This is a genomic window from Streptomyces sp. B8-7, from assembly GCF_058833805.1.
The window spans coordinates 2,069,067-2,092,867 of the sequence record NZ_JBYRRL010000001.1 but is presented as its reverse complement, the minus strand read 5'-3'; the positions used below and the strand labels follow the sequence as shown (position 1 = coordinate 2,092,867).

The 23,801-nt window shown below is 74.2% G+C and carries 18 protein-coding genes; 4 read left to right on the top strand and 14 right to left on the bottom strand.

The genetic code is table 11. The features are described from left to right. Positions 1 to 141 precede the first annotated feature (141 nt). The 7 genes from AC5K6T_RS08840 to AC5K6T_RS08810 all read right to left on the bottom strand — a co-directional run bounded on the left by AC5K6T_RS08840 (position 142) and on the right by AC5K6T_RS08810 (position 8,909). The gene (locus tag AC5K6T_RS08840) at positions 142 to 1,839 is read right to left on the bottom strand and encodes a flavin monoamine oxidase family protein (protein ID WP_493207157.1); all 1,698 of its coding nucleotides are present in this window, start codon (positions 1,837 to 1,839) and stop codon (positions 142 to 144) included. Between the two features lie 167 nt (positions 1,840 to 2,006). After that, positions 2,007 to 2,795: a carbon-nitrogen hydrolase family protein gene (locus AC5K6T_RS08835; RefSeq protein ID WP_493207155.1), complete on the bottom strand. Its 789-nt coding sequence runs from the start codon at positions 2,793 to 2,795 to the stop codon at positions 2,007 to 2,009. Between the two features lie 492 nt (positions 2,796 to 3,287). Next, on the bottom strand, positions 3,288 to 4,847 hold the full coding sequence (locus AC5K6T_RS08830; protein ID WP_493207424.1) for an HAD-IA family hydrolase: 1,560 nt from the start codon (positions 4,845 to 4,847) through the stop codon (positions 3,288 to 3,290). A 124-nt stretch (positions 4,848 to 4,971) separates the two neighbouring features. Next, on the bottom strand, positions 4,972 to 6,057 hold the full coding sequence (locus AC5K6T_RS08825) for an ABC transporter ATP-binding protein (protein ID WP_493207153.1): 1,086 nt from the start codon (positions 6,055 to 6,057) through the stop codon (positions 4,972 to 4,974). A gap of 4 nt (positions 6,058 to 6,061) precedes the next feature. After that, entirely contained in the window at positions 6,062 to 6,874 is an 813-nt protein-coding gene (locus AC5K6T_RS08820) for an ABC transporter permease (RefSeq protein WP_493207151.1), read from the bottom strand. After that, the gene (locus AC5K6T_RS08815; RefSeq protein WP_493207150.1) at positions 6,862 to 7,758 is read right to left on the bottom strand and encodes an ABC transporter permease; all 897 of its coding nucleotides are present in this window, start codon (positions 7,756 to 7,758) and stop codon (positions 6,862 to 6,864) included. Before AC5K6T_RS08815 ends, AC5K6T_RS08820 begins: the two co-directional genes overlap by 13 nt. Beyond that, the gene (locus tag AC5K6T_RS08810) at positions 7,755 to 8,909 is read right to left on the bottom strand and encodes an ABC transporter substrate-binding protein (RefSeq protein WP_493207149.1); all 1,155 of its coding nucleotides are present in this window, start codon (positions 8,907 to 8,909) and stop codon (positions 7,755 to 7,757) included. The genes AC5K6T_RS08815 and AC5K6T_RS08810 overlap by 4 nt, the downstream gene beginning before the upstream one ends. A 215-nt stretch (positions 8,910 to 9,124) precedes the next feature. On the opposite strand from AC5K6T_RS08810, the gene AC5K6T_RS08805 reads away from it, so the two are divergent. Further along, a complete protein-coding gene (locus AC5K6T_RS08805; protein WP_493207147.1) occupies positions 9,125 to 9,865 on the top strand; it encodes a GntR family transcriptional regulator in 741 nt (246 codons plus the stop codon). Between the two features lie 169 nt (positions 9,866 to 10,034). On the opposite strand, the gene AC5K6T_RS08800 is transcribed toward AC5K6T_RS08805, so the two are convergent. The 4 genes from AC5K6T_RS08800 to rpe all read right to left on the bottom strand — a co-directional run bounded on the left by AC5K6T_RS08800 (position 10,035) and on the right by rpe (position 14,385). After that, on the bottom strand, positions 10,035 to 10,487 hold the full coding sequence (locus AC5K6T_RS08800; RefSeq protein ID WP_493207145.1) for an Lrp/AsnC family transcriptional regulator: 453 nt from the start codon (positions 10,485 to 10,487) through the stop codon (positions 10,035 to 10,037). A 243-nt stretch (positions 10,488 to 10,730) separates the two neighbouring features. Further along, a complete protein-coding gene (locus AC5K6T_RS08795) occupies positions 10,731 to 12,182 on the bottom strand; it encodes a GuaB1 family IMP dehydrogenase-related protein (protein WP_493207143.1) in 1,452 nt (483 codons plus the stop codon). A gap of 356 nt (positions 12,183 to 12,538) precedes the next feature. Then, positions 12,539 to 13,585 (bottom strand): sugar-binding transcriptional regulator, encoded by a 1,047-nt coding sequence (locus tag AC5K6T_RS08790; RefSeq protein WP_493207142.1) that lies wholly within the window; start codon positions 13,583 to 13,585, stop codon positions 12,539 to 12,541. A gap of 113 nt (positions 13,586 to 13,698) precedes the next feature. Next, positions 13,699 to 14,385 carry a ribulose-phosphate 3-epimerase gene (gene rpe / locus AC5K6T_RS08785; RefSeq protein ID WP_493207141.1) on the bottom strand — a complete coding sequence of 229 codons (687 nt, stop codon included), beginning with the start codon at positions 14,383 to 14,385 and terminating at the stop codon, positions 13,699 to 13,701. Between the two features lie 157 nt (positions 14,386 to 14,542). Here rpe and AC5K6T_RS08780 point away from each other — a divergent pair, with 157 nt between their 5' ends. After that, entirely contained in the window at positions 14,543 to 16,765 is a 2,223-nt protein-coding gene (locus tag AC5K6T_RS08780) for an MMPL family transporter (RefSeq protein WP_493207139.1), read from the top strand. Positions 16,766 to 16,809: 44 nt separating this feature from the next. On the opposite strand, the gene AC5K6T_RS08775 is transcribed toward AC5K6T_RS08780, so the two are convergent. Together AC5K6T_RS08775 and fmt are read right to left on the bottom strand one after the other, a co-directional pair. Then, positions 16,810 to 18,237: an RsmB/NOP family class I SAM-dependent RNA methyltransferase gene (locus tag AC5K6T_RS08775; protein WP_493207137.1), complete on the bottom strand. Its 1,428-nt coding sequence runs from the start codon at positions 18,235 to 18,237 to the stop codon at positions 16,810 to 16,812. A 610-nt stretch (positions 18,238 to 18,847) separates the two neighbouring features. Then, the gene (gene fmt, locus AC5K6T_RS08770) at positions 18,848 to 19,780 is read right to left on the bottom strand and encodes a methionyl-tRNA formyltransferase (protein ID WP_493207136.1); all 933 of its coding nucleotides are present in this window, start codon (positions 19,778 to 19,780) and stop codon (positions 18,848 to 18,850) included. 339 nt (positions 19,781 to 20,119) lie between these two features. Here fmt and AC5K6T_RS08765 point away from each other — a divergent pair, with 339 nt between their 5' ends. Further along, positions 20,120 to 20,653: a hypothetical protein gene (locus tag AC5K6T_RS08765; RefSeq protein WP_493207135.1), complete on the top strand. Its 534-nt coding sequence runs from the start codon at positions 20,120 to 20,122 to the stop codon at positions 20,651 to 20,653. A gap of 380 nt (positions 20,654 to 21,033) precedes the next feature. Then, complete coding sequence (locus AC5K6T_RS08760; protein WP_493207133.1) at positions 21,034 to 21,642, top strand: DUF4158 domain-containing protein; 609 nt, start codon at positions 21,034 to 21,036, stop codon at positions 21,640 to 21,642. A 260-nt stretch (positions 21,643 to 21,902) separates the two neighbouring features. On the opposite strand, the gene AC5K6T_RS08755 is transcribed toward AC5K6T_RS08760, so the two are convergent. Beyond that, positions 21,903 to 23,795, bottom strand: coding sequence for an ABC transporter ATP-binding protein (locus AC5K6T_RS08755; RefSeq protein WP_493207130.1), 1,893 nt, complete (start codon positions 23,793 to 23,795; stop codon positions 21,903 to 21,905). Positions 23,796 to 23,801 lie beyond the last annotated feature (6 nt).

Sequence of the window (23,801 nt, the reverse complement as noted above, 5' to 3'; positions counted from 1 at the left end):
GGGGTGCGCAGTGAGCGGCACCGGCCGTGCGGGGCGGGACACGGGCGAGGGCGGGCAGAGTCCCGCTCCGCCCGCCCGTGGGTGCCGTCCGGCCGCGGCCCGTCCGCCGGCCGCCGTGCGCCCGCCTGACGTGTCGCCCGGTCAGTCCTCGGGCAGTTCGACCGGGGCGATCTCGTCGAAGACGTCGCCGGGACCGGGGTTGGTCGCGTCGGTCCGCCCGCCGAAGTGGTGCATGACGCCCCACACGGCGTTGAGCGCGGTCTGGACGGCGCCCTCGGCCCAGCCGGCCGTCCAGGAGATGTCGTCGCCGGCGAGGAAGACGCCGCGCTTGTCCTCGGGCAGCGCGTCCTGCATGAAGTGCGTGTACAGGCGGCGCTGGTAGCGGTAGTGCCCCGGCAGGTTGGCCTTGAAGGCGCCCATGAAGTAGGGCTCGTTCTCCCAGGACACCGTGACCGGGTTGCCGATGACGTGCTTGCGGATGTCGACGCCGGGGTAGATCTCGCCGAGCGACTTCAGCATGACCTCCATCCGCTCGTTCGCGGACAGCGGCAGCCACTTCAGGCTGTCGTCGCACCAGGTGTACGACAGGCAGATCACGGCGGGCCTGTCGGGGCCGTCGTCGAGGAGGTAGGTGCCGCGGGTCATGCGGTCGGTGAGCGTCATCGACATGACGTCCCGGCCCGTCTCCTCGTCCTTGTCCAGCCAGAACGGCCGGTCGACGGGCACGAAGAGCTTGCTGGACTCCATGTAGTGGGTGCGCTCGATCGCCGTCCAGTGGTCGATCGGGAACAGCGCGTCGTCGCAGTCGATCTTGGACAGCAGCATCCAGGACTGGGCGGTGAAGACGGCCGCCGGGTAGGTGCGGATGTCGCCGTTCGCGTCGGTCACCGTGATCCGGTTGCCGGCGGTGCGGTGCAGCCGGGTCACGGCCGGGCGGGGCTCGCCGTCCGGGTGCAGGGACTGCAGCGAGGTGCCGTACGGCCAGTGGACGATCTTCTCCGGCTCGCGCTCCCAGAGCCTGAGCGGCAGTTGCTGGGAGCCGCCGACGATGCCGCGGTGGTGGTCGTCGGCCTCGGTGTAGACGACGCGGAGGATCTCCAGGATGGAGTTCGGGAAGTCGGTGTCCCAGCCGCCGGTGCCGAAGCCGACCTGGCCGAAGATCTCACGGTGCCGGAAGGACCTGAACGCCTCGGAGTCGCACAGGAAGCCGTAGAAGGTCTGGTTGTCGAGCTTCTCGACGAGCCTGGCCCAGATCTCGCGGACGCGCGGCACGTCCCGCTCGCGCATGGCGCGGTTCATGTCGGAGAAGTCGGCGCCCTCCTCCAGGCAGCGGTTCCAGGCCTCGGCGACGTCGCGGTAGACCTGCGGCAGGTCGTCGACGGTCTCCGCGTAGTGGGACTCGCCCTTGAGGTCGACGACGGTGGACGGGGTGGCCTCGGCGAGCGGGTTGGGGAACGGCCGGGTCTCCAGGCCGACCAGGTCGATGTAGTGCTGGAGGGCGGTGGAGGACGGCGGGAAGCGCATCGCGCCCATCTCGGCGGTGAGGGAGGGGTCGCAGCCCTCGAAGCCGACCGTGCGCAGCCGGCCGCCGATCCGGTCGGCCTCGTAGACGACGGGCTTGAGACCCATCTTCATCAGCTCGTAGGCGGCGACGATCCCGGACAGGCCGCCGCCGATGACCGCGACCTCGGTGCCGTGCTCGGTCGCGGGGATCTGGCCCAGGCCCGCCGGGTGCGCGAGGAAGTCGTCGTAGGCGTACGGGAAGTCCGGGCCGAACATGGTGATCGGCGGCTGCTGCTCGTCGGCGTGCTCGACGGCGTTGGGCACGGTGGACGTCATGGGGGTGCGGACTCCTTGCACGGTGCGGTACGGGGCGGGCGGGACGCGGGCGGGGGCGGGACGGGGGCGGGGACGCGGGCGGGGGCGGGACGGGGGCGGGGGCGGGACGGGGGCGGGGCGGCGGCGCGGGCGGGAGGCCCGGGGCGGGAGGGGCGGCGGGGTACGGCTCAGAGCAGGGAGCCGTAGAGGCGGGGGCGGCGGTCCCGCAGATAGGGGTTGTGCTCGCGGGAGGCGGCGAGCAGGGCCGGGTCGGCGTCGGCGAGGACGAGTTCCTCGGTCCGGCCGGCCCGGGTGCGGGCGACGCCGTCGGGTCCGGCCAGGGTGGACAGCCCGACGAACTCGAACTCGCCCTCGACGCCGACGCGGTTGACGTAGGCGACGTACATCTGGTTCTCGAAGGCGCGCGCCGGCACGAGCGTCTCGGCGACGAACTGGAAGGGGTGCATCTGCGCGGTGGGCACGAGCAGCAGGTCGGTGCCGGCCAGCGCGTGGGCGCGGACGTTCTCCGGGAACTCCACGTCGTAGCAGATCATCAGGCCGACGGTGAGGCCGCCCAGCTCGGCCTGTACGACCGGAGTGCCACCCGGGGCGAAGTGCTCGCGCTCGAACGGGCCGAAGAGGTGGGTCTTGCGGTAGTTGGCCAGGCGGGTGCCGTCGGCGGAGATCAGCTGCACGGCGTTGTGGACGGTGTCGCCGTCCCGCTCGGGGTACCCGTAGGCGACGGCCACGCCGTGCCGGGCGGCGAGTCCGGCGATCGCGTCGGCGGACTCGCCGTCCGCGGGCTCGGCGAGCCGGGCGATGTCGTCGCCGATGGCGTAGCCGGTCAGGAACATCTCCGAGGTGACCACCAGCCCCGCGCCCGCGGCGGCGGCCCGGCCCGCGGCGGCGTCGAGGACCCTGAGGTTCTCGGCGGGCGAGCCGGGGCGGCCGGAGCTCTGGAGCAGGGCGGTACGCATGGGTGTTCCTCACCGGGGGGCGGAAGAGTGTGGGGGCCACCTAGACGGTACGGGCGGCCGGACGGCCCGGACAAGGAGAAGCCGTTGCGCGCCGGTGCGCTGATCGTTGCGTGCGGACGCCGCCCCGCGGCGATTCGTTGCGCCGCCCCTTCGCCGTGCCGCACGGCCCGCGCGGGGCCCCTCGGAAGCCCCCCGCGCCCGGGAAACGACCCGCGCCCGGCCCTGCCCGCCGGAACCGCCGGCGAGGCCGGCGCGGCCCGCGGTGCTCCGCCGCACCGGACCGGAGCGTCCGCCGCGGTACGGAGTACCGGGCACCGGCCGGGGAACGCTCCCGGCCGGGGCGGCCCGGCCGAGCCCCGCCGGACGGGAGCCGGGCGGGAGCCGGACGGGAGCCGGACGGGAGCCGGGCGGGAGCCGAGCGGGAGCCGAGCGGGCGGCCCCGAGAGGAGGGAGGACACCGGCGGGCGCCCGGAACGGGCGGGTGACCGGGGCTCACCCCTGGGCGGTGTGTGCCGCGCCCCCGTCGCGGCGGTCCCCGGCGGCCCGTCCCCGGGCCGGTACGGAGCCGGGCGCCGCGCCCCCCGCGGTGGGGAGCGCGAAGCCGGTGATCACCGCCGCGTGGTCCGAGGGCCAGTCGTTGTCGGCGACGTCCGGCCAGAGCCGGGGCGTGCCGAGGACCAGGGTGCGCGAGTCCAGCACGGTCAGGCCGCGGTGCAGGACGAAGTCGATACGGTCCTGCGGTTCGGGGCGGCCGCTGCCGTCCTCGTGCAGGACGTGCACCGGGGACCAGGTGTGCCCGGGGTCGGCGACCGGGTCGGGGTGGGCCTCGCGGTAGGAGTCGCGCAGGCCCGCCTCCTCGGCGGCGAGGGTGACCGGCCACCTCACGTCGGGCCGGTCCAGATGGGAGGGGCAGTTGAAGTCGCCGACGAGCACCACCGGCACGTCGGAGCCCGCGGCGGCGTCGATGCGGCGCAGCGCGTCCCGCATCTGACCGAGCCGGACCTCCTCGTGGGCGACCAGGCCGGACGCGGGGAGCCGGTCGAAGGCGGCCTCGTAGGGCCCGTACGGCGTGTAGTCGAGGTGGGCCGTCCAGATGTCGACCGGGAGGCCGTCGACGTCGATGCGGACGCCGGCGGCGCCGTAGAAGCCGACCTCGGGGTCGCCGAGGCGGTCCGTGATCGGGTGCCGGCTGATGACGCCGAGGTTCTCGCCGGCCCGGTGGTGGTGCCAGCCGAGCGCCTCGGCGAGCTCCTGGGCCGCCGTGCCGGACGTCTCCTGGAGGCCGACCACGTCCGCTCCGCTCTCGGCGACGGCGGCGAGCTGCTTGGCGCGGTGGTCGCGCACCCGGGTGCCGCCCCACCACAGGTTCCAGGTCATCACCCGCAGTGCGCGGGGCAGCAGCGCGCGCAGCCGCTGCGGGGTGACGTCCTCCAGGGTGTCCAAGACGGTCCGTCCCGGTGCGCCGTCGACCGGGGCGAGGGAGGGCACGGCGAGCACCGTGCAGCCCGCCGCCTCCGCGGAGGCGACCCCGGTCTCGGTGTCCTCCACGGCCACGCACTGCGCGGGATCGACGCCGAGGGCGTGGCAGGCGGCGAGGTAGGGGTCCGGGGCGGGCTTGGTGCGGCGGGTGTCGTCGGCGGTGACGGACACCTTGAAGCGGCCGGTGCCGCCGAGGGCGTCGATCACCGTGTCGGCGACCTCCCGCGGGGAGGCGGTCACCAGGGCGGTGGGGATGTTCTCGCGGGCCAGGGCGTCGAGCAGGCCGAGCGCGCCGGGCCGGGGCACGATGCCGGTGCGGACCCGGTCGGCGAACTCCCGGTGCAGGGCGTCCGCGAGCCGGCCGGCGGTGGTTCCGGGGTCCGCAGCGGGCGAGGTGCCGGGGATGCCGGAGGCGCCGGAGGCTCCGGAGGCGAGCCAGGCGGCGGTGTCCTCGACCGCCCGGCCCAGCACCTGGGGGCGGTCCGCCTCGGTCAGCGGCCGGCCCGCCACCCGTTCCACCGCCTCCCACCACAGCCGCTCGGTGTCGACGAGCGTGCCGTCCATGTCGAACAGGACGGCCTGGAGCGGGAGCCGGGTGTCCGGAGCGGAGGAGGCAGGGACGGCGTGGGGGGTGCGGGGGGTATGGGGGGTGCGGGGGGTGCGGGGGGTCACGTAGGTCTCTTTCTTCACTTGTTCTTCACTTGGCGGCGGGGGCGGCCACCAGTACCGGGCGCTCGGGCAGGGAGACGTGCACGGGGGTGCCGGCGGTCAGTCCGGCGGCCCGGTGCGTGGGCAGGTCGGCCTTCACCTCGGTGCCGTCGGCCAGGCGTACGGTCATCCGGACCACGGCGCCGTGGAAGGCGGTGGCCGCGACCCGGGCGCGGCCGTCCTGCGCGGCCCGCACCTCCACGGCCTCGGGCCGGACCAGCACATCGGCGGCGCCGTCGGCCGGGGCCGGGCCGTCGATGGGCAGCCGCTGCCCGAGCACCTCGGCCTCGGCGCCGTGCACGGTGCCCGGGATCCGGCTCATGGTGCCGACGAACTCGGCGACGAACGCGGTGGCCGGCCTGCCGTACAGCTCGGCGGGGGCGGCGCACTGCTCCAGCCGGCCGGCCCGCATCACCGCGACCCGGTCGGCCATGGACAGCGCCTCCTCCTGGTCGTGGGTGACGAACAGGGTGGTGATGCCCAGTTCCTGCTGCAGACGCCGGATCTCCTCGCGCAGCGTGAGCCGCACCTTGGCGTCCAGCGCCGACAGCGGCTCGTCGAGCAGCAGGACCCGTGGGCGCAGGGCCAGGGCGCGGGCCAGCGCGATGCGCTGCTGCTGGCCGCCGGAGAGCTGGTGCGGGTAGCGCTCGCCCTTGTCGGCCAGGCCGACCAGGTCCAGCAGTTCGGCGGCGCGGGCCCGGCGTTCAGCGGTGCGCACCTTGCGCATGCGCAGCCCGAAGGCGACGTTGTCCAGCGCGTTGAGGTGCGGGAAGAGGCTGTAGGACTGGAAGACCATGCCGGCGTCGCGCCGGTGCGCGGGGATGCCGGTGACGTCCTGGCCGTCCACCAGCACCGCTCCGGCGTCGGGGTGTTCGAACCCGGCGAGCATGCGCAGTGCGGTGGTCTTGCCGCAGCCGGACGGGCCGAGCAGGGCGAGGAGTTCGCCGGGGCGGACGGTCAGGTCGAGGCCGTCGAGGGCGAGGGTGGTGCCGAACGCGCGGCGCAGCGCCCGGAACTCGACGGTGGCGGCCTCGGCGTCGGAGGCCTTCTCAAGCGTGGTGGCGGTGACGGTCATGGGTTCATCCCCGGGAGGAGGTACGGGTCCGCCCGCCGAGTCCGGCGAGCACGAGGAGCAGGGCCCAGGTGACGAGCAGGCTGAGCACGGACACGGCGACGGACAGCTGGGCCTGCGAGCCGCTGATGTTGACGATCCAGACGGCGAACGGCCGGAACCCCAGCAGCTGGGCGACGGTGAACTCGCCGAGCACCAGGGCGAGGGTGAGGAAGGAGGCGTTGAGCAGGGCGCCCCGCAGGTTCGGCAGCACGGCCCGGAGCAGGGCCTCGGGCCAGCCGGCGCCGCAGCTGCGGGCCGCCTCGACGAGGGTGCGCACGTCGACCGCGCGCAGTCCCGCGTCCAGGGCCCGGTACGCGAACGGCAGCGCCATCACCACGTAGGCGAGGACGAGCACGACGGGGAAGTCCGGGTTCTGCACGGCGACGAAGGTCTGGAACAGCGGGGTGCGGGACAGGTGCTCGGGGCCCCACTTCAGGACGGTGCCGAGGCCGGCGACGAACGCGATCGGCGGCACCACCAGGGGCAGCGAGCACACCACCTCGACCACCGGCCGGAGCCGGGGCGCGCCGAGCCGCAGGGCCACCATGGCGGGCACCATGAGCAGCAGCACCGCGGCGATGGTGGCGGCGGCCAGGCCCAGCGAGAGCAGCAGGCTGGAGACGAAGCCCTCGGTGGACAGGATCCGGGTGTAGGCGTCGAAGGTGACGCCCTGTCCGGGGACGTCGAGGGTGAAGACCACGGACGCGGCGAGCGGCACCAGGAAGTACAGGGCGGCGAGGCCGAGCACGCCCCACCGCCACAGGTTCAGGCGAGCCATCGGGCACTCCGTCGTTGCAGGGGCAGGTACACCGCCATGACGAGGCCGGCGACCAGGACCATGTCGAGGCTGAGCGCGAGCGCCACGTTCTCCTGGCCGACCAGGACGTTCCCGGAGATCGCGTCGGCGATCTGGAGGGTGACCAGCGGGATGGAGCTGCCGACCATGGCGGCGGCGGTGGCGTACGCGGCGAACGCGCTGCCGAACAGCAGTACGAACCCGCCGAGCAGGGTGGGCAGCAGCACGGGCAGGCCCACGTGGCGCCAGTACTGCGCGGGGGTGGCTCCGTTGTTCTGCGCGGCCTCGCGCCACTGGGAGCGCAGGCCCTGGAGGGCGGGGGTGATGGTGAGCACCATCAGCGGGATGAGGAAGTACAGGTAGACGAGGACGAGTCCCCAGAAGCTGTACAGGTCCCAGCCCTTGTCGCCGAGGCCCAGGTGGCGGGTGAGGACGCCGGCGTTGCCGAGCGTGGCGACGAAGGCGAAGGCGAGGGGTACGCCGCCGAAGTTGGCGAGGACGCCGGAGGCGGTGAGGACGGCTTCGCGCAGCGCGCGGAACCGGGAGGTGACGACCGCCTGCGCCAGCGGCAGCCCGAGGAGCGCGCCGAGCGCGGCGGCGGTGGCGGACAGCCGGACGCTGCCGAGCAGGGCGGTGAGGTAGGCGCCCTGCAGGGAGTGCGTCAGGTTGCCGGTGGTGTACGAGGTGGCGCCGGTGGCGGGGTCCTTGACGGTGAAGGCGCCGTTGAGCATGGCCAGGGCGGGCACCCCGAAGGCGAATGCGGTGAAGGCGAGGAGCGGGACGACGGCGACCCAGCCGAGGGAGCGGCGCCGCCGCCGCGGAGCGGCGGCGGACACCGTGTCGACCCTGGTGAGGGCGGTCGTCATCCGGCGATGGCCTTCGCCCAGCCCTCGCCGAGGACCGTCTTGGCCTCGCCCTGCTGCTCCTCGGTCGGGAAGCTGGGCGTGCCCAGGACCTCGGGCAGCTTGGCGGCGGCGGCCGCGTCGAGGGTGCCGGCCTTGTCCAGCGCGGGCATCAGGACGGGCCGCGCGTAGCCGGCCAGCCACAGGTTCTGGCCCTCGGCGCTGTAGAGGTACTCCTGCCAGAGGCGGGCGGCCGCGGGGTGCGGGGCGTCCTTGTTGATGGCCTGGGAGTAGAACTGGGAGAACTGTCCGTCCTCGGGCACCGACACCTTCCAGTCGACGCCCTTGGAGGCGAACTCCTCGGCGTAGCCCGCGTTGAGGTAGTCCCAGTCGATGCTGATGGGCGTCTCGCCGTTCTCGACGGTGGCCGGGGTGGACTCCACGGGCGTGTAGTTGCCGTTCTTCTTCAGCTCGGCGAAGAAGTCGAGGCCGGGCTGGATGTCGTCGAAGGAGCCGCCGTTCGCGAGCGCGGCCGCCCAGACGCCGCCGAAGGCGGAGCCGGACTTGGTGGGGTTGCCGTTGAGGGCGACCTGGCCCTTGTACCGGGGCTTGAGCAGGTCGGCGAAGGTCTCGGGGCACTCCTTGACGCGGGCGGCGTCGCAGCCGATGGAGATGTAGCCGCCGTAGTCGTTGTACCAGCGGCCCTGGGCGTCCTTCTGGCCCTCGGGGATGTCGGCGAAGGCGGTGACCTTGTAGGGGGCGAGCAGGCCCTGCTGGGCGGCGCTCAGGGCGAAGGAGCTGCCGAGGTCGAGGACGTCGGGGGCGCGGTCCTGGCCCTTGCGGGAGGTGACCGCGTTGATCTCGTCCTGGCTGGAGCCGTCGGGGTTCTCGACCTCCATCTTGATGCCGTACTTCTTCTGGAAGCCGTCGATGAGGGCGCCGTAGTTGGCCCAGTCGCGGGGCAGCGCGATGGCGTGCAGCGTGCCTTCCTTCTTGGCCGCCTCCACGAGGCCCTCCATGCCGCCGAAGTCGGCGGCCGAGGTGGCGGTGGCGGCGTTCTTGCCGTCGGGGGTGGTGGAGGCGTTGTCGGAAGCGGCGCCGCAGGCGCTCAGGGCGAGCGCGGCGACGGCGGCCAGCGCGGCGGTCGGCGCGGTTCTCGACAGGGACACGGTCACGGTTTCTCCAGGGGACGCGCGAGGGTGCAGGAGATCTACAGAACAAACTTGTCTGAACAAGTCGACCTCAGTACGCCCGGTGCGAGTGTCCGGTCGGTGAACGCAGCGGTAACCCCGAACCCAGTTTGCGTGCACACTCTCAGCCGTCCCGAGGCACTCGGAGCTCTCGTTTAAGCTGGTCACGCTGTGCACAGCAACCGACTCAGAGGGGACGCATGGCGGCACGACATGAGGAGATCGCCGAAGCGCTGCGCCGGGCGATCGACCGCGAGGAGTACACCGTGGGCAGTCTGCTGCCCGCCGAGACGGACCTCGCGGCCCAGTACGGTGTCTCGCGCGGCACGGTCCGCCAGGCGGTGGCCGCCCTCACCTCCGAGGGCCTCATCGGATCCCGCCAGGGCGCCCGGCGCGTGGTGCTGGCCGGCCGCCGCAGCCAGAGCTTCGCGGAGCTGCGCAGCTTCGCCCAGTGGGCGCGCGCGATGGGCCGGGAGGCGACCGGCCGGGTGGTCGCCCAGGGGTACCGGCCCGCGTCGAAGGAGGACGTCGTGCGCCTGCAGGTGCGCGAGGGCACGCCGGTGCTGCACGTGCTGCGCGTGCGCGGCCTGGACGGTGAGCCGGTGCTGCTGGAGCGCACGGTGTACGCGGACTGGATCTCCCCGGCCGTGGAGGTGATCGAGCCCGGCTGTCCGTCGGTCACCCAACGGCTGTACGACGACACGGGGCTGGTCTTCGCCTACGGCGAGCACGTCATCGACGCGGTGGCGGCGGGCGCTCAGGACGCGGAACTGCTGGGCATCCGCCGCACCAGCCCGCTGCTGCGGGTCCGCCGGGTGACCACCACCCGCGAGGGGCGGCCGGTGGAGTGGTCGGACGACCGCTACCGCTCGGACGCGGTGAGCTTCAGCGTGCACAACTCCATCGGGAACAACGCGCTGGCCCGCAAGACGGCCGGCTGACGCCGCTGCGGGTGAGCCGGCCCCGCCCGGCCTCCCGCCGCACCGCCGGCCCGCGCCGGGGCGCCGGCGCCGGCCGGCCCCACCGGCGACCGCACCGGCCCGGCGGGCGGCGCGTCACCGGCGCGACGGCGGCGGACCAGCGGCGGATCAGCGGCGGTCCGGCTGCGGATCAGGTCGGCGAGCCCGAGGAGAACCGTCGCAGCAACGGCGACAGCACCAGTACGGACTTGGTGCGCTCCACGAAGGGCTCCCCCGCGATGCGTTCCAGGACGCGTTCGAAGTGGCGCATGTCGGAGGCGAAGACCTGGGCGATCGCGTCCGCCTCGCCGGTGACCGTGGAGGCCGCCACCACCTCCTGGTAGCGCTCCAGGCCTCGCTGGATCGTCTCCGGCGAGGTGTTGCGCCGGCAGTGGATCTCGACGAAGCCCTCGGTCTCCCAGCCCAGCGCCGCCGGGTCCACGCGCACGGTGAAGCCGGTGATGGCTCCGGTGGCGCGCAGCCGGTCCACGCGCCGCTTGACGGCGGGGGCGGACAGGCCGACGAGCTGCCCGATGTCCGCGTAGGAGCGGCGGGCGTCCTCGGCGAGGGCGTGCACGATGCGTTCGTCGAGTTCGTTCAGCACTGCGGGCGGTTCACTTCACTTCCACGGACGCCTCGGGCGTCGCGAGCCGGGAACGGCAGAGGCCGTACAGGAAGTAGACCACGGGACCGGCGGCCGTCCGGCACCCGAGGGCCCGCCGGTGGGGCGGTGTCGGGGCGGTCGTACGCCGGCCGCGGTGCCCGGTGCCCGCCCCCGCCGGTGGGGCGTGCGCCGGGCACCGCGGCCGCGGGAACCGGCGGACCGGGCCGTCGGGCCGAGCGGGTGTCAGCTCCAGCTGGCGTGCAGCGGCTTGCCCTCGGCGTAGCCGGCCGCGCTCTGGACGCCGACGATGGCCTTGTCGGCGAACTCCTCCAGGGAGTTGGCGCCGGCGTAGGTGCAGGAGGAGCGGACGCCCGCGATGATCGAGTCGATCAGGTCCTCGACGCCCGGGCGGGCCGGGTCGAGGAACATCCGGGAGGTGGAGATGCCCTCCTCGAACAGCGCCTTGCGGGCGCGGTCGTAGGCGGACTCCTCCGAGGTGCGGTTGCGCACGGCGCGCGCGGAGGCCATGCCGAAGGACTCCTTGTAGGCGCGGCCCTGGGCGTCGTGCTGGAGGTCGCCGGGCGACTCGTAGGTGCCGGCGAACCAGGAGCCGACCATCACGTTGGACGCGCCCGCCGCGAGGGCCATGGCCACGTCGCGCGGGTGGCGGACGCCGCCGTCGGCCCACACGTGCTTGCCGTACCTGCGGGCCTCGGCGGCGCACTCCAGCACCGCGGAGAACTGCGGCCGGCCCACGCCGGTCATCATCCGGGTGGTGCACATCGCGCCGGGGCCGACACCGACCTTGATGATGTCCGCGCCCGCGTCCACGAGGTCCTTCACGCCCTCCGCGGAGACGATGTTGCCCGCGACGACCGGCACCTGCGGGTCGAGGGCCCGCACCACCCGGATCGCGCTGATCATCGACTCCTGGTGGCCGTGCGCGGTGTCGATGACGACGGTGTCGACACCCGCGTCCAGCAGTTGCTTGGCCTTGCCGGCCACGTCGCCGTTGATGCCCACGGCGGCGGCGATCCGCAGGCGGCCGTGCGCGTCCACGGCCGGCGTGTACAGCGTGGCCCGCAGGGCGCCCTTGCGGGTGAGGATGCCGGCCAGCCTGCCGTCGGCGTCCACGGCCGGCGCGTAGCGGCGGTTGGCGCCGTCGAGGATGTTGAAGGCCTCGCGCGGGTCGATGTCGGCGTCGAGCAGCAGCAGGTCCTTGGACATGACGACCTCCAGCTGCGTGAAGCGGTCCACGCCGGTGAGGTCCTGGTCGGTGACGACACCGATCGGGCGCTGCTCCTCGTCGACGACCACGCCCGCGTTGTGCGCCCGCTTGGGCAGCAGCGCGAGAGCGTCGGCGACCGTCTGGTGCGGCGCCAGCACGATCGGGGTGTCCAGCACGTGGTGGCGGCTCTTGACCCAGGTGATGACGTCGGTGACGACCTCGATCGGGATGTCCTGCGGCACGACCACCAGACCACCGCGGCGGGCCATCGTCTCCGCCATGCGGCGGCCGGCGATGGCGGTCATGTTGGCGACGACGAGCGGGATGGTGGTGCCCGTGCCGTCCGGGGAGCTGAGGTCCACACCCTGCCGGGAGCCCACCGCGCTGCGGCTCGGCACCATGAAGACGTCGTCGTACGTCAGGTCGTACGAGGGCTGGATGTCGTTGAGGAAACGCACGTGCTGCACATCCCAGTCGATCAGAAGCGGCCCCCGGACAGGTCAGCCGGGGGGAGGGAGCACGTACTTCATTGTCCCATGACGACCGGATCGTGATGCACGGTCCGTTCGTCCAGCGCGGCCGGACGGCGGTGGGACGATCCTCCAAGCGGCCCGGATCCGGCCGGTACGCCGCCCGCACCCGGGCAGGGACGCATGCGCCGGCCGCGCCCGGCCGCCGGCGCTGCGGCCACGGCCGGCCCGGGCCTGCACCGCACACGGGCACCGGCCCGGCAGGTGCCCGCGGCCGGGCACGGGCACGGCCCGACGCACGGAGGGCGGGCCGGGGCACCGTGCCGCGGTCCGCCCTCCGGGTGCGGGAGGGGTCAGACCCCGTCCGGGTCGGACCGGTTCAGGGCCGGCTTCGGAGCCGGGCCCGCCGCCATCAGGTGGTCCGCCGCCGAGGTGTCGGTGACCAGGGACGTGACCAGTCCGGAGCGCAGCACCGCGTCGATCGCGGCCGCCTTGCGCTGCCCGCCCGCGATCGCCACGACCTCCGGGATGCGGCGCAGCTGGTCGGTCTTGACCGTGATGCAGCGCTCCCCGAGGTCACGGCCGATGCGGCGGCCCTGCGCGTCGAACAGGTGCGCGGACATCTCGGCGGCGACACCGAGCGAGGCGTAGTGCGCCCGCTCCTCGTCGCTGAGCATGTCGTGCACCGTCGAGATGCCCGGCTCCCACGATCCGATGGACACGCACGCCACCGTGACCTTGTCGAAGTACTCGAAGGCGCGGGCGATGCCGGTCTGGTTGCGCAGCGCGGCCGCGGTGGCGGCGTCCGGCAGCAGCATCGGCGCGTAGATGGGGTGCGCGTCACCGCCGGAGACCTGCGCGGCCCGCCGCACGGCCTCCACCGAGCCCCGCTCGGCGGTCCCGGCGTCGTAGACACCCGTCAGCTGCACGACCGTGCACGGCGGCAGCCGGTCGAGGGCAGCCGCCATGTGGATGGTGGAGCGGCCCCAGGCCAGGCCCAGCACATCGCCCTCGTTGACGAGCTCGCCGAGCAGGTCGGCGGCGACCACGCCGAGGTTCTCGGGGTCGGGCGTCTCCTCGGCGTCGGCCGGGGACTCCACCACGACCGCGTGCCGCAGCCCGTAGCGGGCGCGCAGCGCGTCGGACCGCTCCGCGTCCAGCTCGGCCGGCACGCGGATCTCGATGCGCACGAGATCCCGTTCGAGCGCGGTCTCCAGGACCCGGGCCACCTTGAAGCGGCTGACGCCGAACTCCTCCGCGATCTGGATCTTGGACTTGCCCTCAAGGTAGAAGCGGCGGGCCATGGCCGCCGCCTGCACCAGCTCAGCGGGTCCCATCCGCATGGCTGACCGGCCGCCCGCCGACATACCCGACACGGCGATCTCCTCACTGCTGTGCACACTCTGGATTCGCCGTTCATCCTTGCAGATACCGGCGTGCTTGATCCGCCCTGGTGGGCGCCGTTCACGTTTCCTTGGCCGAGTGGACGCCTGCCCACTCGCCACGGTCTCACTCAGTGTCCGCAGAACCAGGAGGCCCGGTCCGTCGCCTCCTCCGCCTGGGCGCGCAGCGCGCGGACGGCCCCGGCCGGGTCCGCCGCGCCGTAGACCGCGGAACCGGCGACGAAGACGTCGGCGCCGGCGTCCGCGCACCGCTCGATGGTGGACGCCGAGACGCCGCCGTCGACCTGCAGCCACAGTTCGAGGCCGTGCTTGCTGATCAACTCGCGGGTGCGGCGAATCTTGGGGAGCATGATGTCGAGGAAGGCCTGGCCGCCGAAGCCCGGTTCGACGGTCATGATCAGCAGCATGTCGAGCTCTGGCAGCAGATCCTCGTACGGCTCGATGGGCGTCGCCGGCTTCAGCGCCATGGAAGCCCTGGCGCCCTTGGCCCGGATCTCCCGCGCGAGCCGCACCGGAGCGGCGGCCGCCTCGACGTGGAAGGTGACGGAGGAGGCACCCGCCTCCACGTACTGCGGTGCCCAGCGATCGGGGGCCTCGATCATCAGATGGCAGTCCAGCGGAGTGTCCGTCGCACGGGCCAGGGATTCCACGACCGGCACGCCGAGCGTGAGGTTCGGGACGAAATGGTTGTCCATGACGTCGACGTGGAGCCAGTCGGCTCCCCCCACCGCACGCGCCTCGTCCGCGAGGCGGGCGAAGTCGGCGGACAGGATGCTGGGATTGATCTGCACGGCCATGTCCCCAGCCTATGTGCTGCGGCGAGCCTGAGCGGCCACGGTCCGGCCCGCGGACGGCGGCGCGGACCGCCCGGCCGGTGCCGGCCGCCGTCCCCCGGCGCCGGCCGCTCGCCGCGTCCGGTGCCGTGCCCCCCGGGTCGTCGGTGCGGAGGTGTCCATGGCGGGTGACCGGACGGGAGAGCGAGCGGAGGACCGGGCGGGGGGCCGGGCAGGCGGCCGGGGTGTCGGACACCTGGTCTGCGGCCGTCGGTCCAAGTGGATCGTGCTCGGGCTGTGGCTGGTGCTGCTCTTCCTGACCGCACCCTTCGCACAGAAGCTCAGCGACGCGCAGGACAACGACGCGGCCTCCTGGCTGCCGGGGTCGGCGGAGTCCACCCAGGTCCTGGAGCTGTCCGAGGGCTTCAGGCCCGAGCAGATCCCCGCCGTCGTGATCTACGCACGCGACAGCGGGCTCACGGCCGCCGACCGGGCCCGCATCCAGGAGAACGCGGCCGAGCTGAGACGGCTGACCGACCACGGCATCATCGGGGACCAGACCCGGGGGCCGGTCTTCGACCGGGCGGCCGACCCGCAGGCCGCGCAGGTGTACGTGCCGGTCACGGTGGACGAGCAGGGCTGGGAGCAGATCGCCCCCGCGGTGGACTCCATCGCGGCCGTGGTCGGCGCACCCGACGACGGCAGCGGCACCGGCGCCGGCGAGGACGCCGGACTCGCCGTGTACGTCACCGGCCCGGCGGGCACCTCCGCGGACTTCTCCGAGGCCTTCGAGGGCATCGACTCCACGCTGCTGCTGGCGGCGATGGGCGTCGTGATCGTGATGCTGCTCATCACGTACCGCAGCCCCACCCTGCTGCTGGTGCCGCTGCTGTCGGTGATCGCCGCGCTGTTCACCGCACAGGCGCTGATCTACTTCCTGGCCGAGCACGCGGGGCTGACCGTGAACGGCCAGAGCGCGGGCATCCTCACCGTGCTCGTGTTCGGCGCGGGCACCGACTACGCCCTGCTGCTGGTGGCCCGCTACCGGGAGGAACTGCGCCGGCACGCGGACCGGCACGAGGCGATGGCGCTCGCCCTGCACCGGGCGGGTCCCGCGGTCATCGCCTCCGGCGCGACCGTCGTACTGAGCATGCTGGTGCTGCTGGCCGCGGAGATGAACTCCACCCGCGGCCTCGGCCCGGTCGCCGCGATCGGCGTGGCGGTCGCACTGCTGGCGATGATGACGCTGTTCCCCGCCCTGCTGGTGATCTTCGGGCGGTGGCTCTTCTGGCCGGTGATCCCGCACCTGGGCACCGGGAACCCGACCGAGCGGGGCGTGTGGGCCCGTACGGGCCGGCGGATCTCCGCCCGGCCGCGGACGGTCTGGGCGGTCACGGTGCTGATCCTGGCCGTCTGCTCGCTGGGCCTGATCCAGCTGCGCGCGGAAGGGATCTCCAACGCCGACGCCTTCACCGACACACCGGAGTCGATCACCGGCCAGCGCGTGTCCGAGCAGTACTTCCCCGCAGGCAGCGGAGACCCGCTGGTGATCATCTCCGACCAGGGGCAGGCCCGCGCGGTGGGCGAGGTCGTGGCCGGCACCGAGGGGGTCGTGCCCGGATCGCTGAGGCTGCCGCCGGGCACCGTGCCCGTCCACGACGGCAGAGTGCTGTTCGAGGCCACGCTGACCGACCCGGCCGACAGCGAGGCCGCGAAGCAGACCGTGGACCGGGTCCGGGACGCCGTGCACGAGGTGCCCGACGCGGACGCCCTGGTCGGCGGCGGTACGGCCGCGCTGCTGGACATGGACCGGGCGACCACCCGCGACAACGTGGTGATCATTCCGCTGGTGCTGGTGGTCGTGCTGCTGACCCTGTGCGTGCTGCTGCGCGCGCTGATCGCGCCGCTGCTGCTGGTCGGCACGGTGATCCTGTCGTTCGCGGCGGCCCTCGGCATCAGCGCGCTCGCGTTCCGGCACGTCTTCGACTACGCGGGCGAGACGACGGACTTCCCGTTGTTCGTGTTCGTGTTCCTGGTTGCCCTGGGCATCGACTACAACATCTTCCTGACCACACGCATCCGCGAGGAGGCGACCCGGCAGGGCACCCGTCCCGGCGTGGTGACGGCGCTCGCGGCGACCGGCGCGGTCATCACCTCGGCCGGCCTGGTCCTGGCGGGCACCTTCGCCGCCCTGGGCACGCTGCCGCTGGTCGCGTTCGCGGAGATCGGCTTCGCGGTCGCGCTGGGCGTCCTCATCGACACCTTCGTCGTCCGCTCGGTGCTGGTGACGTCCCTGTTCCTGGACATCGGCCCGACGGTGTGGTGGCCCCACCGGCTCGCCCGGGAGGACGGCGGCCCGTCCGGCCGGGCGGCCGCCGGCTCCGCCGGCCGCCCGGCCGGCTGAACGCCGGTCCCGGCGGGTGCGCGGCCGGACGGAGCCCCGGTCCGTCAGCCGGTCCTGCGGATGAGCGCCAGGTACATCGCGTCGGTGCCGTGCAGGTGCGGCCACAGCTGGATGTCCGGGCCCTCTCCCAGGGCGGGCACGCCGGGCAGCAGCGGCCGGGCGTCGACCAGTTCGGCCCCGGGGAACCGCTTGAGCACGTCCGCGACGACCGCACGGGTCTCCGCGAGCAGCGGCGAGCAGGTGGCGTAGCCGACGACCCCGCCGACCCGCACCGACTCCAGGGCGGTGCGCAGCAGGGCCCGCTGCAGCGGGCCGAACCCGTCCAGGTCCTCGGGCCGGCGCCGCCAGCGTGCCTCGGGCCGGCGGCGCAGCGCGCCGAGGCCGGTGCAGGGCACGTCGACCAGCGCCCGGTCGAACACGCCGGGCCGCCACGGCGGCCGCGTGCCGTCCGCGGCGATCACCTGGCAGGGGCCGGGATTGCCGTCGAGGGCGCGGGCGACCAGGTTCGCCCGGTGCGGCTGCTTCTCGCTCGCCAGCAGGGTGGCGCCGCGCTCCGCGGCGAGCGCGGCGAGCAGGGCCGCCTTGCCGCCGGGTCCGGCGCAGCCGTCCAGCCAGCGGCGGTCGGGCCCGTCGAGGGGGGCGTTCGCCAGGGCGAGCGACACCAGCTGGCTGCCCTCGTCCTGGACCCCCGCCCGGCTCTCGCGCACGGCCTCGATCGCCCCGGGTTCGCCGCCCTCGGTGAGGCGTACCGCGTACGGCGACCAGCGTCCGGGCTCCGCGGCCTGCTCGGCGAGCAGTTCACCGGTGGTGGCGCGGCCGGGCCGGGCGACCAGCGTCACCTCGGGCCGCTCGTTGTCGGCGGCCAGCAGTTCCTCGATTCCGGCGCGGCCGCCGCCGAGGGAGTCCCAGAGCGCCGAGACGACCCACCGGGGGTGGGAGTGGACGACGGCCAGATGCTCCTCCGGGTCCTCGTCGTAGGCCGGGGCGACCCGGGCGAGCCAGCCGTCCAGGTCGTCCTGCGCGATCTTGCGCAGGACGGCGTTCACGAACTTCGCGCGGCCGTCGCCGAGGACCACCCGGGCGAGTTCCACGGAGGCGGACACCGCCGCGTGGGTGGGGATGCGGGTGCCGAGCAGCTGGTGCGCGCCGAGGCTGAGCACGTCCAGAACCGGCGGGTCGACCTCCCGCAGCGGCCGGTCCACGCACTCCGCGATGATCGCGTCGTACGTCCCCTGCCGGCGCAGCGTCCCGTACACCAGCTCGGTGGCCAGAGCGGCGTCCCGGCCGTCGAACCGCTCCGGGCCCTCCTTCTCCCGCGCCTTGCGCAACAGCGGCGGCAGCACCAGGTTGGCGTAGGCGTCCCGCTCGTCCACCGCGCGCAGCGCGTCGAAGGCGAGGATGCGGACGGGGTCCTTCTTGGGGCGCCGGTAGGGCTTGCCGGACGTGCGGGGCCGACGGGGGGTGTCGCTCACGAAAAGGTGCTCCGGTTTTCTGTGTACGGTCTGCGCTCAGCGTACGCCGACGGCGTCGGAGCACGCCGAGCGACGGCGGCGGACGGCGGAGGCGGACGGCGGACGGCGGACGGCGGACGGCGGCAAGGACGCGAGGCCGAGGACGACGGGCGCCGCCAGGGGGCGTGCACGCGGAGACGGCGGGCGGCCGCCGGGCGGAAGTCAGGGGCGCGGGCGGCGGCGTCCGGCGGGCGGCGCACGCGGCCGCGGGGCACCGTGGACCGCGGGGCCGCGGCCCGTCCGGGCGCGACGGGGTACGAGACCGGCCCGCTGCGAGGACGCGCGGGCACGGGCGGACGGACCTGTGCGGACCGGCACGGGCGGACCGGCACGGGCGGACGGACCTGTGCGGACCGGCACGGGCGGACCGGCACGGGCGGAGGGGCCCGAGCGGACGGACACGAGCGGACGGGCCCGAGCGGACGGGCACGGGCGGAGGGACACGGGAGCCGGCGGTCCGCACCGTCGCGGCCCGTCAGCCGGACCGCCCGGACCCGGACCGCCCGGACGGCCGGACCGTCGCCGGGCCTGAGCGTCGCCGGGCCTGACCGTTCACCCGGCGGGGCGGCGCTCAGGTCCCGACGCACTCCCCCGCCGCGATGCGCACCCCGCGCGCCCAGTCGGCGGCCCTCATCGGCTTCTTTCCCTGCGCCTGCACCCACTGCAGTTCCACGGCGTGCGAGCCGGTGCCGACGTGGACGCTGTTCTTGCCGACGGCGAGTTCGCCGGGTGCGAGGTCCGTGCGGCCGGGCGCGGGCGCGACCTGGACGAGCTTGAGGCGTTCGCCGCGGAAGGTGGTCCAGGCGCCGGGCGCGGGCGTGCAGCCGCGCACCACCCGGTCCACCCGCAGCGCGGGCGCGGTCCAGTCGACGTGGGCGTCCTCGACGGTGATCTTCGGGGCGAGGGTGACCCCGTCGGCGGGCTGCGGCACGGCCTGCAGGGCCCCGTCCTCGATGCCGTCCATGGTCGCGGCGAGCAGTCCGGCACCCGCGAAGGCCAGCCGGGTGAGGAGGTCGCCGCTGGTGTCGGTGGGGCGGACGGGTTCCGTGACGGTCCCGAAGACCGGGCCGGAGTCGAGTCCCTCCTCGATCTGGAAGGTGGAGGCACCGGTGATCTCGTCGCCCGCCATCAGGGCGTGCTGCACGGGTGCCGCGCCGCGCCACGCGGGCAGCAGCGAGAAGTGCAGGTTGACCCAGCCGCGGGCCGGCACGTCGAGGGCGGCACGCGGCAGCAGCGCGCCGTAGGCGACCACCGGGCAGCAGTCCGGGGCGATCGCGCGCAGCCGGTCCAGGAACTCCGGGTCGCGCGGCTTCACCGGCTTGAGCACCTCGATGCCGGCCTCCTCGGCCCGTTCCGCGACGGGACTCGCGACCAGCCTGCGGCCCCGGCCGGCCGGCGCGTCGGGCCGGGTGACGACGGCGGCCACCTCGTGCCGCCCGGAGGCGAGCAGAGCGTCCAGCGCGGGAACGGCGACCTCGGGGGTGCCGGCGAAGACAAGCTTCATGGGTGGGTCGGGGCCTCTCGGGCGGGGGCGGACGGGCAGCACACCAGTCTATGCCGCCCGGTGTCGCCGGACGCCGGAGCGCGGCAACGCCCACAGCACCGGCACCGGCACCCCTACCCGCACCCTCGCCCGCGCCCGCGCCCGCACCCGCGCCGGGAAGGGACACACACCAGTCCGGCGGGTGGTGAGGGCGGGACGTGACGGCGTACGCATATGCCTGCGCGCCCCCACCCCGTGACCAGCGGAGCGCAGACGCGTTGGTCAAGAAAGAGTTGACCACACGGGGCCGTTCCGACGACCCGACTCCTTCTCCTCAACGCCGGTTCGAGAGGCTTGTTCATGGCCGACCACGCAACCCACGACGCCCAGGCTCGGGCCAGCCTGCACTTGCTGGTGCGGGACATCGAGCGGGTCCGCCGGCAGGTGGACGCACTGCGCACGCTCACCGCCCAGCTGGGCAACGTCTACCGCCCGCGCCGTTCCGGCCCCTCCACGGGCTTCGTCGTCTACGGGCGCGCCCCCGCTCCCACGGTGCGCCTCGCCCAGGAACTGCGGGACAGCGTCGAGACGTTGGTCACGGCCGCGGTCGACTTCGACCGTTCGCTGGGCTTCTCCTGGGACGCGGTGGGTTCCGCACTCGGCGTCACCAAGCAGGCGGTGCACCGCCGTTACGGTTCACGCCGCGCCGCGACGCAGTCGGCCGCCGAGGCCGAGCGCGCGGCGGAGCCGTCGGGTACGCGCACGGTCAACGTGCCCGCCGCACTGCCGACGGTGCCCGCGGCCCGCTCCATGCCGGCCCAGCCGACCGCGGCCGGCTCCGCCCTCCGGGACGAGGCCCGGCCGACCGCCTTCCCCGGCCCGCGCAACGGCTGACCCGGCACCGCGCCGGCCCCGCGCCCCGACCGCGCCGCCACCCTCCGAACGCCCTCCCGCCTCGCTCTCGGCCGGAGGGCGGCGGCGTACCCCCATGCTTCCCCGCAGCGGGCCGGGCGGACCGGGAGCCGGCCCGGGCATGCGGACAGGCCCCGGAGCGGAACCCGCCGCCGCCGGAAGGGGCGGCCCCGCCGCCCCGGGGGCCGGCACCGCGCACGGACCCGGCTCGCCCCGGGACCGCCCGGGCAGGGGTGTGACCCAGATACGCGTCAAAGGGGCAATGAGTTGATCTTGAAGCCTTGAGCGTCCGGCCCGTCACCCGTTCGGCCCAGCGTCGTTGGTGGTGATGTTGAGCATCGTCTTGGGGCCTGGGGTGGGTTGTGACCTCGATCGAGCGGACCGCGTATCCGCGGTTCAAGCGGCTGATCACCGCGCATGAGCTGCATCTGTTCTTCTCGCCGACTCGCGATGAGCTGGAGTGGGCGGCTGGGGCGACGGACGGGGACGAGCATCTGCTGGCCCTGTTGCTGATGCTGAAGTCGTATCAGCGCATGGGGTGCTTTCCGGCCCTGGAGGACGTGCCGGAGCAGGTGGTGGAGTTCGTGCGGCGGCAGGTGGAACTGCCGGAGGGCACGCTGCCGGTGTACCGGGCGGAGCGGACCGCGAAGCACCACCGGGGCCTGGTCCGCAAGCGGGTCGGTGTGGCGTACGACCAGGCGGAGGCCCGGCGGATCGCCGAGCAGTCGATCCGCAAGGAGGCCGCGGCGAAGAACCGGCCGGCGGACCTGATCAACATCGCGCTGGAGAAGGTGGTGGAGGCCGGGCTGGAGCTGCCGGGGTTCTCCACCTTCGACAAGATGGCCTCGAAGACCCGCACCGAGGTCAACGCCTCGATCTGCGAGGGCAAGATCGACGGCGTGAGCGTTCTCGACCTCCGCGACGTCGTACGCGCCGTGCAGGACGCCGGGGACGGCGGCGGGGCATCCTGAGCGCCATGGACGAGTCGCGCGAACCCCTCCTCACCGAGGACGAGGTGAACGACCTCCTCAGCGACGACGACCGCGACGCCGGCGGGGAGGACGACGAGTACGAGTGGGTGCGCTGAACGTGCCAGGTGCCCGGGCGGGGGCCGTCACGCTCCCCGCCCGGGCGCCCGGAGCGTACGAGTCGGCCCCGGCCGCCGCCCTACGGGGGAAAGGGCGGCAGCCGGGGCCGACGGTGTGCACGTTAGCGCGCTGACCAGTGGTTCTCACCGGTCTTGCGCGAGTTTGTACAACTCGGCGAACAGGCCGGCCGCATCCAGCAGGGACTCGAAGGTCCCCGACTCCACGATCCGGCCGCCGTCGAGGACGACGATGCGGTCGGCGATGCGGGCGTTGTCCAGGTTGTGGGTGACGAACACGGCGGCCTTGCCCGTGGCGAGCTCCTTGAACCGGCGGATCACCAGGTGCTCGGCCCGTGGGTCCATCGCGGAGGTCGGCTCATCCAGCACCAGCACGGCGGCGTCGCGGTAGAACGCGCGGGCGACCGCGATGCGCTGCCACTGCCCGCCGGACAGGTCGGTGCCGCCCCAGTTGGAGCTGGCGACCAGGGTGTCGAGCCCGTACGGGGCCTTGTCGATGACGCTGTCCGCGCCGGCCGCGCGCGCGGCCTGGAGCAGCGGGGCGTCGTCGGCGGTGCGGGGCTGTCCGAGGTGGATGTTGGCGCGCAGGTCCATGGGCCAGCGGGTGTAGTCCTGCGGCACGAGCCCGACCTTCGACCACACCCCGGCCGGGTCGGCCTCGGCCAGGTCGGTCCCGTCCCAGGTCACCGTGCCCCCGGAGTTGGGCAGGTAGAGGCCGGTCAGGAGGCGGGAGAGGGTGGTCTTGCCGGAGCCGTTCTCGCCCACCAGGGCGATCAGTTCGCCCTGGCGCAGGGTGAGGCTGACGCCGTCGACCGCCGGGGCGTCAGCGCCCGGGTAGGCGTAGGTGATGTCCTTCGCCTCGATCACGCGCGGGGCGCCAGCCGGGATCGCCTTGGTGCCTCGCTCGGCGCGCAGGGCTTTCGCCCGGCGCAGGAAGCTCTGCCAGTCCTCCAGGTACAGCGAGGTGCGGAAGGTGCGGGCGGCGGCCATCACGAGCGACGTCAGCGCGCCGGTCGACGTGCGTACGGCGACCACGGCGGTCGCGGCGACGGCGAGGTCCATCCGCCCGGTCGCGGCGAGCCACCCGAGCGCCGCCCACGTGGCGGCCAGCATGAGCCCGCTGGCGGCGGAGCCCGCCAGGGTCACCCGCAACACCCTCGGGGCCGCCGCCCGGTGGGTGGCCTTGATCCGGTCGGTGATCTCCCGGTACCAGGTCATCAGGAAGCCGGACATGGTGGCGGCGCGGACCTCGGCGGCGGTGCGGCGGTCGGTGGAGTAGTACCGCAGCAGGTAGCGCAGGTGGTTGTCGGAGATGTTCTGGAAGTCCGCACGATGCTGGATGCGGGCGGTGGTCACCGCGGCGGCGCCCTTGGGCACCACCGCCAGCAGGAGCAGGGGCAGCAGCAGCGGGTGCAGCACCGTCAGCACCGAGGCGGCGGCGACGAGCTGGGCGAGCGCGGAGACCATGGCCTGGGCGTCGCCGATCAGGTCCTCGGTGGCCTCCGCGCCCTTGCCGGCGGCCTGGAGGCGGTCGGTGAACCCGGGCCGGTCGTACGCCTCCAGCTCGACCTGCGGGGCGGCGGCGAGGATCTGGAGGTCGGCCTCGGTGGCGACCTCGGGCGCGAGGCGGGCGGCGGCGTAGACGGCGAGCGCGTCCGCCCCGGCCCGTACGGCGGTCGCCACGGCGGCGACGACGAGCGCGGGGGTCGCGGCCGTCACGCGTGCGGCGACGTCCCCGCCGCTGAAGAGGTGGTTCATCGCGCCGGGCAGCGCGGCCAGGGCGACGGCGGCGGAGGCGGCGACGACGAGCTGGGTGAAGCCCAGCCAGAGCATCGCCGGGCGGTCGGCGGCCCAGCCGAGTCGTACGGCGGCGGCGAGGGTGTGCGGGAGGCGGGAGGCCATCCGCCACCAGGTCGCGCTGGCGATGTCCTCGGCGTGCGGGTCGGATTGGTAGCCGACCTGCTGCGGCGGGGCGGTGGGGGGTTTCGGGGCGGGTGAGGAGTCGGTCACCCGCCCCATCCTTGC

Bases quoted from the DNA above. Each gene is read 5' to 3' on its own strand.
- fmt (WP_493207136.1), bottom strand. From the start codon at position 19,780: ATGAAGCTTGTCTTCGCCGGCACCCCCGAGGTCGCCGTTCCCGCGCTG.
- AC5K6T_RS08820 (WP_493207151.1), bottom strand. From the start codon at position 6,874: ATGGCTCGCCTGAACCTGTGGCGGTGGGGCGTGCTCGGCCTCGCCGCC.
- AC5K6T_RS08805 (WP_493207147.1), top strand. From the start codon at position 9,125: ATGGCGGCACGACATGAGGAGATCGCCGAAGCGCTGCGCCGGGCGATC.
- AC5K6T_RS08825 (WP_493207153.1), bottom strand. From the start codon at position 6,057: ATGACCGTCACCGCCACCACGCTTGAGAAGGCCTCCGACGCCGAGGCC.
- AC5K6T_RS08755 (WP_493207130.1), bottom strand. From the start codon at position 23,795: ATGGGGCGGGTGACCGACTCCTCACCCGCCCCGAAACCCCCCACCGCC.
- AC5K6T_RS08780 (WP_493207139.1), top strand. From the start codon at position 14,543: ATGGCGGGTGACCGGACGGGAGAGCGAGCGGAGGACCGGGCGGGGGGC.
- AC5K6T_RS08835 (WP_493207155.1), bottom strand. From the start codon at position 2,795: ATGCGTACCGCCCTGCTCCAGAGCTCCGGCCGCCCCGGCTCGCCCGCC.
- AC5K6T_RS08840 (WP_493207157.1), bottom strand. From the start codon at position 1,839: ATGACGTCCACCGTGCCCAACGCCGTCGAGCACGCCGACGAGCAGCAG.
- AC5K6T_RS08815 (WP_493207150.1), bottom strand. From the start codon at position 7,758: ATGACGACCGCCCTCACCAGGGTCGACACGGTGTCCGCCGCCGCTCCG.
- AC5K6T_RS08765 (WP_493207135.1), top strand. From the start codon at position 20,120: ATGGCCGACCACGCAACCCACGACGCCCAGGCTCGGGCCAGCCTGCAC.
- rpe (WP_493207141.1), bottom strand. From the start codon at position 14,385: ATGGCCGTGCAGATCAATCCCAGCATCCTGTCCGCCGACTTCGCCCGC.